This is a genomic window from Nitrospinota bacterium, assembly GCA_016235255.1.
Taxonomy (GTDB): Bacteria; Nitrospinota_A; UBA7883; order UBA7883; family JACRLM01; genus JACRLM01.
The window spans coordinates 1-16083 of sequence record JACRLM010000033.1; the positions used below are offsets into that span (position 1 = coordinate 1).

The 16083-nt window shown below is 54.4% G+C and carries 14 protein-coding genes; 3 read left to right on the forward strand and 11 right to left on the reverse strand.

The window, feature by feature from the left end; translation table 11 throughout:
- Positions 1 to 287 precede the first annotated feature (287 nt).
- Positions 288 to 2384 (forward strand): hypothetical protein, encoded by a 2097-nt coding sequence (locus tag HZB29_04365; GenBank protein ID MBI5814826.1) that lies wholly within the window; start codon positions 288 to 290, stop codon positions 2382 to 2384.
- A gap of 250 nt (positions 2385 to 2634) precedes the next feature.
- Here the strand turns inward: HZB29_04365 and HZB29_04370 are convergent, their stop codons facing one another.
- The 11 genes from HZB29_04370 to HZB29_04420 form a co-directional block, all read right to left on the reverse strand.
- Positions 2635 to 3462, reverse strand: coding sequence for a glycosyltransferase (locus tag HZB29_04370; protein ID MBI5814827.1), 828 nt, complete (start codon positions 3460 to 3462; stop codon positions 2635 to 2637).
- Positions 3463 to 3519: 57 nt separating this feature from the next.
- On the reverse strand, positions 3520 to 5397 hold the full coding sequence (locus HZB29_04375) for a hypothetical protein (GenBank protein ID MBI5814828.1): 1878 nt from the start codon (positions 5395 to 5397) through the stop codon (positions 3520 to 3522).
- 15 nt (positions 5398 to 5412) lie between these two features.
- A complete protein-coding gene (locus tag HZB29_04380) occupies positions 5413 to 6615 on the reverse strand; it encodes a class I SAM-dependent methyltransferase (protein ID MBI5814829.1) in 1203 nt (400 codons plus the stop codon).
- A gap of 1 nt (position 6616) precedes the next feature.
- Positions 6617 to 7492: a sugar nucleotide-binding protein gene (locus HZB29_04385; protein MBI5814830.1), complete on the reverse strand. Its 876-nt coding sequence runs from the start codon at positions 7490 to 7492 to the stop codon at positions 6617 to 6619.
- Positions 7493 to 7553: 61 nt separating this feature from the next.
- On the reverse strand, positions 7554 to 8735 hold the full coding sequence (locus tag HZB29_04390; protein MBI5814831.1) for a class I SAM-dependent methyltransferase: 1182 nt from the start codon (positions 8733 to 8735) through the stop codon (positions 7554 to 7556).
- Between the two features lie 483 nt (positions 8736 to 9218).
- On the reverse strand, positions 9219 to 9407 hold the full coding sequence (gene tatA / locus HZB29_04395) for a twin-arginine translocase TatA/TatE family subunit (protein MBI5814832.1): 189 nt from the start codon (positions 9405 to 9407) through the stop codon (positions 9219 to 9221).
- Between the two features lie 53 nt (positions 9408 to 9460).
- Positions 9461 to 10447, reverse strand: coding sequence for a GTP 3',8-cyclase MoaA (gene moaA / locus HZB29_04400; protein MBI5814833.1), 987 nt, complete (start codon positions 10445 to 10447; stop codon positions 9461 to 9463).
- A gap of 6 nt (positions 10448 to 10453) precedes the next feature.
- On the reverse strand, positions 10454 to 11566 hold the full coding sequence (locus HZB29_04405) for a glycosyltransferase family 4 protein (GenBank protein ID MBI5814834.1): 1113 nt from the start codon (positions 11564 to 11566) through the stop codon (positions 10454 to 10456).
- Positions 11567 to 11780: 214 nt separating this feature from the next.
- On the reverse strand, positions 11781 to 13085 hold the full coding sequence (locus HZB29_04410; GenBank protein ID MBI5814835.1) for a hypothetical protein: 1305 nt from the start codon (positions 13083 to 13085) through the stop codon (positions 11781 to 11783).
- A gap of 352 nt (positions 13086 to 13437) precedes the next feature.
- A complete protein-coding gene (locus HZB29_04415; protein MBI5814836.1) occupies positions 13438 to 13854 on the reverse strand; it encodes a molybdenum cofactor biosynthesis protein MoaE in 417 nt (138 codons plus the stop codon).
- Complete coding sequence (locus HZB29_04420) at positions 13854 to 14105, reverse strand: MoaD/ThiS family protein (GenBank protein ID MBI5814837.1); 252 nt, start codon at positions 14103 to 14105, stop codon at positions 13854 to 13856. Before HZB29_04420 ends, HZB29_04415 begins: the two co-directional genes overlap by 1 nt.
- Before the next feature lie 374 nt (positions 14106 to 14479).
- Between HZB29_04420 and HZB29_04425 the strand changes: the two genes are divergently transcribed.
- Positions 14480 to 15145: a cytochrome c3 family protein gene (locus HZB29_04425; GenBank protein ID MBI5814838.1), complete on the forward strand. Its 666-nt coding sequence runs from the start codon at positions 14480 to 14482 to the stop codon at positions 15143 to 15145.
- Positions 15146 to 15155: 10 nt separating this feature from the next.
- Positions 15156 to 16067, forward strand: coding sequence for a 4Fe-4S dicluster domain-containing protein (locus HZB29_04430; GenBank protein MBI5814839.1), 912 nt, complete (start codon positions 15156 to 15158; stop codon positions 16065 to 16067).
- Positions 16068 to 16083: the final 16 nt, after the last annotated feature.

Here is a 16083-nt window from a genome sequence, read left to right on the forward strand (position 1 = left end):
AAATTCTACAGATTCTGAGCCTCACAATGTTCGAGAAAACCCCGTTGGATCAACTGCTTGCGGAAACTGTCATAAACGGATTTCAGCCGGTTTCAGACAATCAGCTGTTTTTGTTCGACTAACGTTGGGACACTAGTGATATAAACATATGGTTCTCGCAGCATGATTTATGGAGTACCGATGTTGCCAGTTCGGGCATGTTGGGCATCCCTCACACTATTTTACGGTTAATCCTTGTATGTTACCTGCTTTGGGCTATTTATTGGACTGGGGCGGCGTTTCTCCGATTGATGGAAAGTGGCGGGGAGCGCATTGTTTCAGGATTTATCGAGAGAATCATCATAGGTTTTTTCACTGGCGCGGCGATCTTCAGGATCGTTATGCTGCTTTTGGGATACGCCAATCTTTACTACCGGCCAGCCGTTGTCCTCATATTATCGCCAATACTGCTGTTGTCATTTAATTCCCTGTTGGAAATGGCAAGAGAAGGGTTCAAGAGGGCCGCGGATTTATATGCCACTAGCCGTTTTGGCGGGAAAACACAGCTGCTTGCGCTAGGAGGCGCGTGGGGTTTCTGTGTCTTCGTGTTGTTTGTTAAATTCAGCCTTTATGATGGGGATGGAGATTATATAACTCACTACGGCCCATTCTATGATGAGGTGATATTTAACCACGGAATAAAGCCGAATTCCTGGTGGTATCAATATTATTATTCCCGTGGAGCAGGCATCACATATCTGGGCATGTTATTGACAGACAAGATGGCGCCAGGCCTGATTTCTTTTGCTTTCACGACAATGGCGTCTCTGATAATGTTCTCGCTTACGAAGCGTTTTTCGGGCAGCGTTTCCTGGGGAATGTTGGCCTCGATCTGTTATTTGTCCGCCATGGCTGCGGCGACAACAGTGTTTCCCACAAAGCATCACGAAACTATCGGGCCCACCATCATCTGCCTTGTGTGGATGACGTTGTGGCTTGGGGCCGGAGCCATGAGATTGAGCGCCGCCACTATTATTTCTGGTGTTCTGGGCATGATGTCGCTCGCTATTTTATCGGCGGAGGCGTCCGTGTACGCGCTAGGATTTATGGGAATTTATTTCCTCTGGTTCATAGCCAGCCGAAATCGCCTGGCGGCCTTGGCTCTGGGTGGTTGGATCACCGCTGGAGTGGTGATTGTTGCCGTGAACCTGGTGTTAAATCACTGGTTAACCGGACAGTACCTTATGACGCCATTTCGGTTGTGGTTCCCTAAACATATCGGATGGGAAACATTCGGCCAATTGGTCAGCCCGTATATGCTTTATTATCTGTCAGAAGCCGCCGGGCCGGATCTTGGGAAATATCTAATCGCCGATGTCCCCAATATGGATTCAAAATTCTACGGGCTTGTTCTGTACCTTACGGTTCGCGCGGAGCGGCTTCTCATTCTTTTTCCCAATCCGTATTTATACGCTGTTGCCGGCTGTCTAATTCTTGCAGGGCTGGTTCGCGGCATAAAATCTCGAACTCATCTGACATTCGCCGTTTGGCCGGCTGCGGCCATTTTGTTCCTTGTTTTGGCCTCCTTGCTGGTTGTGAATCAGGCCCAGTCGGTCATACGGGCCAGTGGTTTCGCGGGATTTTTCCTGGTGCTTGCCGGTGTTGCCGCTTATCATTATGGCGCGCTCAATTTGGGGAAGGCGCTGTCAGGCGTTTTCGTCGTTGTTCTCGCTGGTTACGCCTGCGTCATGTCTGTGAAGCAGGGACATACAATAAATAACCGCATAGGCTTTATGTCCGGGCGGACAAACATGTGGGAAGCGGTTGCCGCAGACGGGTGGAAGGACGCCAAGCCCATCATTGAGATAAGGCGGGAGATAGGGATGGATCCGCTGATCGCCTACATGAGTATTAACGGCGCCATCGGCCCTGGATATCTCATCGGACGCGGTTTGCTGAATCCAATATCCTACGCGTACGGGAATAAATGGCACTTGCTTGCATTTGAAGACGCTAAAACGGCCAAAGCGGCATTCAAGGAATTGGGGATCAACTATTTTCTTTTGGATACCGGAGCGCAAATTTACGAATGCGCCGCCTATGCTCCATTGTTTTCTCCGGAAACGCTCAAAAGCTATTTTGACGTTCGATGGAGCAACGGGCAGTTTTATCTGTTGACGTGGAAGGCGGCGGAGGGAACATACACGCCTGTTACCGATTCACTGGTGGAGCAATGGTCCACAGAGCGTGGGAAAAGCGAAAATGTCGCCAAAAGTTTCTGTAACAAGCTTAAGATGATATACGACGCCAATCATGGCAGCGTGAAAGAAATCAAGGTCCCTGACAATTTGCCTTCCGCGACATCTCTGCCGGCGCATATTTTGCTCTACCAGCAGACGAAATGACATGGACTTTTCGATCTCGCCGTTTTTTCCGGTGTTTCGGCAAGCGCGGCTTATGGCGCCAATTGTCCATGATCGTGTTCTCTTTCCTCGCCCCCGATAGACCATTGGCAGAAGAAAATCCACGCATACCATCATTCCAAGGCGCCGCGGACTAAATCCAGCTTGGGTGGTAATTTAAAGATATTTAAGCGGTCCTGCGGCGTCTTTTGCGTCTCGCTGCGCAGGGGAGGGGAGTGGCGCGAAACGTTGTCTATGCGTTGCGCCTGTAAACACGGTTGGCGATCCGGCGGATCATTATGTCCAGTAGCGTGTGTCCCACGGACAGGAAATTCTTCATCGTCAGCGAGCGGGACGGCGCGCGGTTGATCGCCGGCACCGAGACCTCGATGTAGCTGGCCCCGGAATCCAGGAGCATGCACAGGATGTCCGCCTGAAAGCCGAAGCCGCGCGTGTTCGGATGCCAGCGCATGACATTGTGGCGCAAATGTATGGCCAGCCCGTTGTAATAGGTGATGTAGTGCCCGCTCACCATGTTCACAAGCTGCGTGTACAGCCGCGACAGGCGCTTGCGGAAGGCGCCCTTGCCGGGAACGCTTGCATGGTTGGGGATAATTGTGTCGGCCTTGCCGATAAGGCTGCAGATGCTGATTATGCTTTCGATCGGCTCCGGATTGTCCCCGCAGAACAGCCTGTAGTATTTGCCCTTGCCAAGGAAGGCGGCGTCGATATAGTTCTGGGCGAGCCCCTTGTTCACAAGGTTCCGCTTGAGTATCATCTTTTTGTCAGGGTGGCTGTCTATATACTCCCTGACAATGCCGGCCGAATCGTCGCTTGAATTGTCGTCTATCACGATTATTTCATACGTAATGCCAACCTGGCCCAGGGCGCTGGTTATGGCGTCGAGCGTATGCGCGATATATTCAGATTCGTTATAGCACGACACAAACGCCGTCAGATCCAGACGGGAACCGGCCGACGGGTCTATCAGCCTTCCCACTTCGTGGTCTTCAAGCGCCGCTTTAGATATAGTGATCTCGCAAACGGAATTTCTTCCGGACATGCCCGTTTCCATAATCATACAGCGTTCCTCCGCCGTTCGCCCGGCGCCGCTATTGTCCTGCTTTGCAACAATGCATCATCGTGCAAACCAGACCGCCCTGTCAATTTGAAAATCGCTCAACAATGGACGCTGATAGCAGCTGTAAACCACAAATTTGCTGTCGTAATGGCCGGGATCGAATTCGTACATTCCCTTGAAAGGACCGCTGATTCCGGCGTCCACCCTGCCGTTAAAAACATTTTCGCCCCCTGCAAACTCGCCCATGAAAGTCCCCTTCCACAGAAATCCTTCAATCAATAATACCGACTTGCGGCCGATATCACCGATTTTAATCTCCAGAATGTCCGCGCAATCATTCCAGTCCCTAGACACGCCTTCGTAAAATATCTTTCCGTCCTTCCTTGACGTCCTTTCCTTGTCCAGGATATTGATGTCCGCCGCCTTCACAACAGGCGGAACCTCAACGTTCTGGAAATTATAAATGTATCTTATGGAATTGACCGGGTGGTTTTCCCGCGAATACTGGTATGAATAAAGGACATTCACCGCCACCTCATAAACGGCCAGGAGCGCGATAACCGAAAAAACGGAAAGCCTCCATGCTTTGCTGAAATTCACGTTGGCAAGGACCGACACCCCGGCGGCGGAGCTTAGGACAATGAACGGGTACATGTCATGCAAATACCTGAAGTCCAGGGAGCCAAAGCCCAAAACAGGGGCCGCGCCGCAAAACGCCGAAAGTATGATCAGGTAGCTGTAATTGATGAACGACCTTAGCCGGTGATAAATTCCAGCCAATCCCGCAATTGCCAGGAGCAACAGCAACGGGGCGCTGGCGGTCATGCTGATAAACGGCCTGTGGGACGCGGACCATCTGTTCTCTGGAAACGGCGTGACGTTCCGGGCCGGGAGTATCCATGGATACTCCCGCGAGAACCCGATTTTGTCCGGCGCGAAATAGTTATAAACGTTGCTTCGCACGTTGTAGATAGTGATGGACTGGAAATTCTTGTCGTTATGGGCCGCCCTGAGCATCTCCGCGGAGGCCTTGTCCACCGGCTGACCGCTGACCGATTCCCATTTCAGATAGTTGACAAACATGAACGACGCCGGCAACGCCAGCGCGCAAAGCAACAGCGCCAGCGGCCGCAATGCCGCGGCTGAACGTTCCACGGCGAAAATCCTTTTGATGTCCAGGCCGGCAGGCATGTCTCTGGTGAAGAAACTTGCCTGCGCGTCCGCGGGAGGGCCCTTTTTCCTCTGGAAAAGTCCGCTCAACAGTCCAAAAAGCGGGATGGCGAAAAAGGCGGCGAAGATTCCCAGCGAGACGGCGAAACGCGTGTGAGCGGCGAAAAGCGCCGCCACGAACGCAAGAAAGACATACCTGCCTGGAGATGATGGCCTGGTCTTGAGCTTAAGCAAAAAGAACAAGGCAATTAAAGTGAAGGTTGAGCCAAGCAAAACGGCCTCGTTATGTATCTCCGGAAATGACAGGAGGAAAATGTTGGTGGATCCCAGACTCAGAACAAGGATATACACTGAGAAAATGAAGGCATTTTTCCCGGTATCGAACTGGCGGCCGAACAGGATCACATGGGTCGTCCTGAGTATACAAACCGCCATCAACAATGCGGCGGCGCTGGCCAGCAGAAATATGACCCTGGACTGGTTGAACCCGTATTCCGGGAACAAAGCGATTACCGGGACCCTTAACAAGGCTGGCGCCAATCCCCAGTATAAATAAGCATTGCCTTTATCATAGAAAGCTTCCGGACGGGCGGCTTCGTCCGGGACGTCCAGGCGCCCCTCCAAAAGACTCTTCGCCTGCGCCTCATAGCGCGGCTGGAACGCCACGGGGGCGAACAGCTTCCATTGCCCCTGGGTCACAATCCAGAACGAAGCGATGAATATCGCGAGGCAGACCGCGGCCAGCGCCGCTTTATAGTTTTTCAACCAGGCTCCCCTTCGTCAAGGCCGGCGCCAGCCGATTTGCAACGGAGGCGGGGTTATGAACCTGCATGGCAGTCCTGAAAGGCGGGCGGCTATGGACCCGGCGATTGAAGGAGCCAGCGCCACAAAGACATTCCCGCCGTCTGGTATTCCGCCGGGCAGGACAATAGGCCTTCCCATATGCTCCCTGCCGGCGCGGCTCTCATCCTCGTCGACGAAAAACTCTATCTTCCCTTCCATCTGGCTTGCAAGCCAGGTGGACGCGATGGACGTGCCGAAAATCCCGAAGGGGGCTTTATCGCCTGCAAGGCCCGTTGCTGTGTCCACCATGGTTTTCAGCCATGCTGTGTAGCCGGACATCCGGCGATTGACAGTTTCTCCCAGCCCGTCTTCCGTGATTACGGAGGAGTCTGCTCCGGGCCGAAGGGCATCCCCTGCCATAGCCAGCGCCGATATCTCTTTTGGCGCCCAATCCGCCGCGACGGAGACATTGGTGTATCCCGCGCGCTCCAGCAGAATTCTTATGGAAACCGGACTCAGGTGGATCAAATGGTCCGCGATAAGGATATCGAACGGATTCTCATCGATGTTGCACACCTCTATGAACAGCCGCCCGGCCCCGACAATGGGGCGGAGCGCGGCAAGCGCGTCCATGGGCGAGGGGAAATGCTCCAGGGAGTGGATCATGGTCACCAGATCAAATGAAGTGTTTATGGCGGCAAGGGGGCCTGTGTACAATTTTGCGAAACCGGGAACGTCCGGCAACTGGAGCGGCGCCCCCTCCAGTTCATGCCCGCTCAAGGACCATCCCTCAAGCGCGGCGCTCATGGCCCGGATTGTCGCCCCGTTTCCGCAGCCCACGTCGAGAGCGGTTCCTTTCCCGCCAAATCCGCAGGCGGCGGCAAGCCGCCCGATTATCACTTCGCTGCGCCGCCTCGGGACGCCGGAGGCGCGGTCGAAAACAATCTGCTCTTCGCCGCCGGACTGATAATACACCTTATACCCGGAGTAAATCTCCCTGATCTCCCGCAGCCATTCGCCGTCGGGAAGCTTCTGGACGCCTCCGCAGGCCATGCACACAAAAAGCCGGCCGCCGGCCGGATAGCCCCGGCAGTCCGACGTGATGCGGGGAAGCGAATCGAAGCCTTCCACCGCGCGCAGCCTTTGCGCGCCGCATATCTGGCAGATCGGGCCGCCGCTGTTTTGTGTCTGTCCGCCCATATTAATTTTCACCGGAAAGGTTGGCCAGCATCTCTTCCAGAGGCTCCGGCGGGATTCCAAGCGCTCCGCTCGTCCGTTCCATCCCAAGCGCGGGATACCTTGGGCTGAAAAGCACCTTTACCCCGGCGTCCGAAGACGAGCATTGCCGCACCAGGGATGGATCGGCCCCTATACTCGCCGCCAGCCTGCCGGCGAAATCCGCGTATGACAGTTCCTCCGAGCCGGAAACATGGAAGATTCCGGACAATCCGCTGGAGGCGATCGCCAGCAAAGAACCAGTCACGTGCCCGAGGGAGATGGGGGACATCAGCAGGTCGGTGAAAGCCATGCACGGATTCCCCGCTTGAAGATGTTTCAAGAATTCAGAGGCCATTCCAGAGCGCGCCGACAATGTTTTGGTTATTCTCACAATGATAATATTATCACCTCCGCCCATGGACAACAGCCCTTCTTCCACCTCGGCCTTCTGCCGCCCGTATTCGACGACCGGGCAACGGGCGCAATTCTCGTCCGGATGAGGCGTGCCGCCGTCGAAGACCGCGTTGCTGGACAAAAACACGACCTTTGCCCCGGAGCCGAGAAGCTTGCGGGCCAGCAAAAGGGTATTGGTGACGTTCACCAGGCGGGTCCGCCCCGGATCGGCCTCGCACGCCGCCAGGCTGGTGATTCCGGCGCAAAGGAAAGCGACGGAACACCGCCCGGATCCAATATCAATATTATTACCATCGGCAAGGTCGAGAAAACGGAGGCCCGTCCCGGTCCGCTCTTTGCGCCGGGTGGTCCCGGCCACCTGTGCCCCGGACTTTTTCAGGGCTTCGAACAGGCTGGATCCGATAAGCCCGCCGGCGCCGGCCACAAGATAAGACAGATCGCTCATATATTAATCCGCCATTCCATCGCCGCCGGATCCGGCGCTGACATGAAAGGCCTGGTCAAAGTCATCCTTCATGAGGGGAATCAGGGACGGCATTGGACCGGATCAGCGAGAAATACAAGGTCTCCCTGCCAAACCAGTGCTTGAAATTCTCCATCTCTGACAAGGCGGAAGGGGTGACCTCGGGGGAGTCCAGCGCCCGGATCGCCTCGTCAATGGCCGCGCCCATTTCTCCGGAGACGGTATTGACATTGTCCTTTATCCGCCGTAATAGAATTATGATCTCGTCATATTTGGCCGATGGAACCTCAGCCCGGCCCATTGCGTCAATTCCGGCCAAAGCGGAAAGCAACGCGGCGGCAAGTCCGCTTAATTGAGCGTTGAGCCCGGCGTCCCTTTCTGGAAATGTCCTCCGATAGTCCAGAAAATTGTGCGTCAACCGCTCATAGCATTCCAGGGCATTCTCGTTCTTTTTCTTTCCTTCGCCGGTGAGCTGCTTGAACCAGCGCCACTCCGTGATAAAACCAGGGCTGGACCCAAAGACCGTAAAGCCTTTTGGCGCCGCTTCCTGGAGGATCATTTCCAGGGTGAGCCCCTGGACCAAATAGGTCGGATTCACCATATTGTCCTTCACCCAGTCCTCATGGCGCCTGGTCATCCCGGCTATCGTCCGCAGGTGGGGGGAGAACGCTTCCAGCGCCATCGCCACCCGTGTTTGATAATCGTCCGGCTTTCCGGCGGACATCTTCTGGACAAGCCCGTAGCGGATAAGGTTTGGCAGCCATCCTGCGATGGACAGGGCCGTGAGGACCATTGCGCCGCCCGGGGCCACGAGGTCCGCTATTGTCCCGGCAAGGGAACGCTCATGATCGGAAGCCCCCAGCCAGTTCTCGCAGATCACCACGTCGAATTTCCCGCCGGAGCCGTATTCCTCCAGCGTCACAGGCAGCACTTCAGGCCGGGTATGCGGGAAATTAAAATCGGCGTATGTCCCTTCAATCTGCTTCAAGGCTGCCGGGTTAGGCTCGATGATGACGTACTTTGAAGGAAGCTGCATTGAAACATACAAGCTGTTCTGGCCTGATCCGGCAGCTATTTCCAGGACTTTTGCGCCGCGGAACATAAGTCCGGGCAAACCGAGCATGTCGTAGAGTGACTGTCTGCGCTCCAGATGCTCCTGCACGCTGGACGCAAGGTAATGCACCGGGGATATCCCGCACGCGGTGTAATAATTAAGTAAAGACAATATGCTTTCTCTCAAAAGTTGGAGATGCATTATAACATTTATTCTAAATTCGCCGACGCCATGTTCTTCGCCGCGCATTGTCCTGATTGACCGGGACTTAAGCTTCAGACGGCAATGGCTCCATGGATCGGACGGACCGTAAAATTGGAAAAAAGCGCCCGAAAGAATATGTTGGAAAATCAGGGCCGCTACATCAACCGCCCCTCCGGGTAAGATTTGCGGCGCCAAAATGAAAACGCGCAAAGGGGTTGAAAGGCAATAATATGGGATTAAAAGCCATTTCAGACTGGGTATCGCTTAAGCGTCAGGATTGGTTCCCCGGCGAGGGCGTCCGCCGGAAAACCTTCACGTTGAATTTCGATTCCTGGATTCGCAAGAGCGGGGGAAATGGATGCAAAAGCTTTCCTGGATCGGCCAATAGGGCGAAGAATTTTCCGCGGTTTGCCCGGCTGGAGTTGGAGCCGTTCCCGAAAACGAAGTTAATTAAGCGTTATCCTTTGCCTCAGGAAGCTTTTCCCGCTCTGCGTCCATGGATTTTGAACTTAGCTGTTCCCTGAAATTTTTTATGCCTTTGCCAAGCCCGCCGCCGATTTCCGGCAGCCGTTTGGCCCCGAATACAAGCAGGACCAAAAGCAGAATAACCATCATCTCAGGCATCCCCAAACCCATCATTGCGATATCCTTCCATGTTGATTTTTAGCAAGACTTGAATGGTTTAAGCGCATTTATCCTCCAACCCCGATCATGCGGGGCTTTAATGCGCTGTCGCCGTTGGCTCCGCCATGAGAGCTGTTTTTTTCGAGCAAAGCCGGCAGGACGGCGGACGCAATATCTTCATCATCCGCTCCGGAACGTATCATCTGCCCGATGTCCAGGGCGGTTCCGCCGAAAAGGCATGTTAAAAGCTTTCCGCCCGAAGTAAGGCGCATCCTGTTGCAGGCGCCGCAAAAATGGCGGCTCATCGCCGAGATAAAGCCAAGTTCCCCTTTTGCCCCCTCAAGCCTGTAAACTTCCGCTGGGCCGCTCCAAGGGCGGGATTCAACACGTAAAAGAGGCCCAAGCGGGGTGATGTTCCGCTTTATTTCGCTCGCCGGGATGAACTTGTCCTCGTTCCAGTAATCACCGGACGCGGGCATCAGCTCTATGAACCGTATTTGAGCGTTTATCCCCGTTGATAAGCGCGCGAATTTCATGACTTCATCGCTGTTGACCCCGCGTATCGCGACCATGTTGATTTTTACGGATTCAAATCCGGCGCGCAACGCGGCCTTTATTCCGCGCATGACATCACCCAATCCCTGACGGCCTGTCAGCCGGGCGTATTTGTCCCTGCTCATCGTGTCCAGGCTTATGTTCACGTTTTTGACACCCGCGGAAACCAGGCTTGCGGACATCGAACGCATCAATATTCCATTTGTGGTGAGGGCGACCCGTTCTATTCCTTCGGTCCGCGCAACCTGCTCTATAAAGTTGATTATTCCTTTTCGCGTCAGCGGCTCGCCTCCCGTCACACGTATCTTGCGGATTCCAAGCCTGGCGAAAACGCGGACCAGGCGGAGCATGTCCTTCAGGGAAAGCATGTCGCAAGGATTGGGTTTGCGGACGTCCGTAACGGGGCGGCAGTATGCGCATGACAGGTTGCACCTGTCAGTCACCGACAGCCGGAGGTACTCGACGCTCCTGCCAGAACCGTCAACAAGTTGGCCGCTCATGGACATCTACGCATGGCCGCAGGCGATGGAATAAGCTCTGCAAGTGTATGCGGCCACCTGATCCCAGGAAAGCGGGGGGGGTTGATCGCTCTTGCCGTAAGGCGCGCCGCCCCGGCCCGAAAGCGCTTCGGTCATGGCGAGGGCCAGCCGCGAGGCTGGATTTTCAACGGCGGTGTTTTCGGATAAATAATCAGGCGAAGTTTTCGCCATTTCAAGCGACACCACCGGCTTGCCAAAAGCGGCTGCCAGCCGGTGGACCGGGCTTTGCGAGATTTTGGAGTACGGCAACACCACAGCGTCGCAGGCCGCCAGATAACGCAACAATTCCAGGAAAGGCACATACCGCAAGTCGAAGTGGACATCCTTGTCCAGATTGCCACGCGTGGCCAGTTCCAACGGGTCCGCGCAACCCTCCACCGGTTGCCCCGCGATCACAAGCTTCGCCTCTGGCACCTGGCATTTGGCCATGGCGAAAGCGCTGACCAGGTTTTCGATGCTTTTTCCCTTGTTCAGGTAGCCGATGAACAGCGCGATTTTCTCCGAGTGGCCCATGCCAAGCGCCAAGCGGGCCTCCTCGCGGCTCACAAGGTTGGCAAGGGTGTCGAAACATACATAATCAGGCACAACCTGTATCCGGGCGGAATCAATTTCGAATATATCCGCAAGGACGTCCTTGCAATAGTCTGAATGGGCGATTATGGCGTCCATCTCATTATATATTCCCGCCCACCATTTGACGTGTGCGAACCTGTTCCTGTGCGGCAGGATGTTGCCGGGGGTATATACGAGCTTGGCCGTGGCCGCCCGCCTGAGCAATTTGAGGAAGGCAAAGCCGATTGCCGCCGATGGAAACCATTTGAAATGCACGATGTCCGGTTTTATCTTCCTTATCAACGCGGCGGCGGAAAGAAAGTCGAAATAAATCCGGATCGAGTTTTTGTCCGAGAAAAGCTTTACGATTTCAAATTTTGCGGGGAGATTGTCCAGCTCATAATCCTTGGCGGTGATGAGGGTGACGTCGCAACCATACTCGGCAAGAGCGCAGCAAAGGCTGTACGCGGACTGGGAAAGCTTGCCCTTGCCGGCGGCTTCCACTATCACCACCTTTTTGACCGCCATGTCAGATTCTGTCCCCCATCAGGCGTTTGCAAGAAAATGGACAATTAAATGTCCCGCCGCCGTTCCAAATCGAGGAGGTCTTGCGGTTATCCACGGCAGCGGGCGCTTTACATGAAAGAAAAATATTCATTCAAAGCCGCATCAAAAGAGTTTAATCGCCAGGGGAGGTATTAACGCCTCCCCTGGCACTTAGTGAGGGTATCAGTCCGTCAGGTCAGTACTCCAACTGCAATCTGGAGAACACAGTCGTGATGTTACGCGACTTGTCCGCGGCGACGGTCATGTGGGACCCGGCGCCCAAAGCGGCGTAATCAACTCCGAACTCAAGATTGAGCGCTTCGCCCAGCTTGTACTTGCCCTGGGCGTAAACGTCCATCCCGATATCCTTTGAAGCGTTCGCCTTGGCGTCGTTGCTCTGGAACCAGCCGGCGGCCAGATATACCCCCAGCTTGTCGCTGACGGGAATGTCCAGGTTGGCCTGCACGGTGGTAAGCCCCATGCCAAGGTTTGCGTTGCCGTAGGAACCACCGTCAATATTGACCGGATCGTCAATGCCGGTGTCCGTCGGCCCCTGGATGTTCAGCTTGCCGGTGTATCCCCAGTAGCCATGGTGCCCGATAAGAGACATCGGGGTGATAAACGAACCAGTGGTCTTTCCAGCCGTGCCGTAATCCTTGTCGCCGGAAGCGTACAGGCCCATGACGCCAAGGGTCATTCCGCTAACGGGAACCTTTGCCTCCACCTTTGCCGCGACACCGTTGGCCTTGTTGTCGCCACCGGAAAGGCTCAAGCTTGAGCCCATGACAAAAGCGTTGAGTTTCACGCCGCCAAGGTCGGTTGCGTAGCGCAGACCGTAAATGGCCAGAGACCCGTCGCCAACACCCTTCTGGATGTCCAGGTAATACACAGAGGCTCCAAGCCCGCCGGCGTCAACGTCGAACACATAGGCGTCCAAGTCGTCCTTCACCTTTGCGCTGTCGGTGGTCATATCGTTCTCGGAGTTTTCAATCAATTTGGCCACCCCGATGCGATACCCTATGCCGCTTATGTCGCCAACAAAGGCCACGGTCAACGGATTGAAGTCCCAATCGCCTGAAAACAGCGTATCGCCGAACTTGTCGGAGACCGGAACCAGTCCCGCCACGCCGATCACATTGTCGGAAAGTTTCGCCTGTATGACCGCGTGGCGAAGGCCCACCGCCGGATCTCCGCTGTTGTTATATCTGGCGTTGCTGGTGTTTTCCTTGATGTGGCCGATATTCAACTGCATGTGCGTAGAAACGTCCTCGTTGATTTTCACATCGAACGTCGGACGGAAGCGAAGCCTGGCGGCGGCGGCGTTCTCGTCGCCGAATGTTTCCGTTTCACTTCTCGAATCGGTGTAATAGTTGATCCTGAACTGGCCGTGATATGTAAGTTCAGGGGCCGCAAACGCCTGGCCTCCGCTCACAAGCAGCAATGCGGCCGCAAACAAAACGGGATAAGCAATCCTGAATAAGCCCTTTTTCGTTTTCATCATTTAATTCGCCTCATAATGTTGACATAATCCTCGTAACCCCTGCTCCTCAAAAAGCTTAAGGCCGCCATCGCTCTGTGTTTAGAGAACAAAGTCAGGCACACCCCCGCTTCACTGATACCCTTTGGACAAAGGACGGAAAAACAACAGCCTTAATAAGCAATGATGGCGCCATGAAGGAATATCGCCGCCTCAAACAGTCTGGTATTCAAATAGAAGCGCGATTATCAAAAGGTTATTGGCAAAATCAATGTGGCGACACAGGCTCCGGCCATCGTTTTACACGCTCGTGTGTTACAAAGAAGACAGGGCCTGTTCCTTTTGGGAACATCGCCGCCAGTTCATCAAGTGAGCTTTATGGATGATCCTCGACCCAATGGCTGCCGTCGGCTGAGAACTCTTTTTTCCAGATGGGAGCGCGTTTTTTCAATTCGTCTATCAACCATTCGCACGCGTCAAAGGCGGACGCCCTGCTTACACATGACGCCCCGACAAACACAATAGGCTCGCCTGACTGGATTTCCCCGATCCTGTGGATTATATGGCAGCACAACACTCCGAATTTTGATTTCGCCTCGCGCTCGAGCTCATCGAGCTTCTTGACGGCCATGGAGGGGTAGCATTCAAACTCCAGCTTGGTTATTTCCATTCCTTTAGAAGGGGATTTGACGGTCCCAACGAATACCGCGACAGCCCCGGCCCTGGCGTCCTTGCGCATAAGTTCGCGCACCTGATGGTTGACGTCGAACTCCTCGCGCTGAATGACAGCCATCACACGCCACCCGAAAGGGGAGGGAGCACCGCCACCTCGTCCGAATCACACACCTGAGAATCAAGCCCGGACATTTCACCGTTGATGGCGTAAAGCAAGCTTGGAGACTTTAATAGCGATGGGAGCAAAGCCGCATTCTGCGCGGCCTTTTGCAGAAAAAGGTCAAGCTTCACCGATTCGTCCAGCGGGACCGATAATGAATCCACGCCCGCACGCTCCCTGATTGAAGCGAAAAGCAGCAACTTTGCCAAAATCACCTCCCCCAATTATCAAGCTATACTGATAAGCCAAATCCGTACCTTTCCTGGCCAACCATACGATAAGGGTTGTTAAATTGCGCTGTTCAAAAAACGGCAAAGAGGAGCAGTGAGTCAATATGGAACACAAGGACTCCCTGCTGGCGCTTTCACATCCAGATGGAAATGAAATCTGATAAACTCCAAACAGCCAATATCCATTAATTAAATGGCGTCAATCAATATCGGGAAACTTTTGAATAAACGACATTGGATTTACAAGCGCAAGTGGCCTGCATTTTGCACAAACCCGGCGTATTCATGAAATGGAGAAGTTTGAATTGGTTGCGAATTTAAGATTTTCGTTCAGGTTTTTGGCCGTATTGTCCATGGCTTTGCTTGTTTATTGGCATTCCCCGGCGCTGGCGGAGATTGTCGGCGTGATTGTCGGTGTGGAGGAAGAGGCTGCCTTGGAGGGAGAGGCGCTTCCGGAGGAAAAGCTGATTCCGTCACCGGATTACCCCAACCTTTTCCTCAACCAGGATGGGGAGCTTGTGGACGATCTTGGCATAGTCCTGCGGCTCGCCAAGAACGCAAACCTTTGCATCAAGTGCCACTACGGGAAATCCGAACATGAGAAGCTTATCCTGAACTGGGATAAAAGCAAACACGCGAAACGCGGCATATCTTGCACGAAATGCCATGGAGGCAAACCTGAAGCGGCAGTCCTCGCCGATGCGAAGAAGGAGGGGACTGGGTTTAAGCATATAAAGGACTCCATGACAACCCTGACTGGAGAAAGGGTCAGGCAGGTGGCTTTCGAGTATTGCGGCCAGTGCCATGGGGAAAAGTTCCGGGAATGGGAAGCCGGGGTCCACGGCAAACGGCTTGGACAATGGAATGGCGAAAAGCAGATGTGGGTGTGCATAAAGTGCCACAATCCGCACAATCCGAAATTCAGGAAAATAGCGCCCAAACCGGCGCCGGTGGCTCCTTCCGAAATGAGGACGACCAAGGCCAAAACCTGGTCCGCCAATACCGGCCAGCCGAAATAGGGGTGTGAAAATGACGATAGAAAAGGACAATATGAAAACTGGCGGCGGCGTCGAACGCAGGAAATTTCTCAAGGCGGCCGCCGCGGGGCTTGGCGCGATGGCTTTGCCGGCCTGCGGCTCGTCCGGATTCCAGAAGTTTTTCCAGAGCCATTTCCGGGAGATGAGCCCGGGTGAGCTTGAGACCGTCCTGAAAAGGATGGAGGAGGAATATGGCGCCAAGTATGGCAAAAAGTTCTCAGTCAACGCCGAAAAGCCGATGGAAAACGTGCTGTTCGGCTATGGGCTGGACTTGTCCCGATGCATCGGGTGCAGGCGCTGCGTTTACGCTTGCGTGGAGGAGAACAACCAGTCGCGCGATCCGCAGATTCACTGGATATCCGTGCTCCGCTTCAAGAAGGGAGACAAGTGGATGGACCTGGAAAACTCCACCAAGTACTATAATCCCGAAAAAGTGCCGGAGGAGGGCTACTTCTATGTGCCTATAGCCTGCCAGCAGTGCGAGAATCCGCCATGCACCAAGGTGTGTCCCGTGCAGGCTACATGGAAGGAAAAGGACGGGATCATCGTTGTTGACTACAACTGGTGCATCGGATGCCGATATTGCATGGCGGCCTGTCCGTATGGGGCGAGGCACTTTAACCTCACCGATCCCGGCCTGCCGCCGGAAGAGGCCAATCCCGCCACCCATTACCTTGGCAACAGGCCCCGGCCCCGGGGGGTCGTGGAAAAATGCACGTTCTGCGTCCAGCGGACGCGGCAGGGGAGGTATCCGGCATGTTCGGAGATTTGCCCCACGGGCGCCAGGAAGTTCGGGAACATGCTCGATCCGGAAAGCGAGATACGGTACTTGATAGACAAGAAACGCGTGTTCAGGCTCAAAGAGGATTTGAACACGGTACCCAAATTTTTCTATTTCCTGTGACCGGGAATAGCCGGGC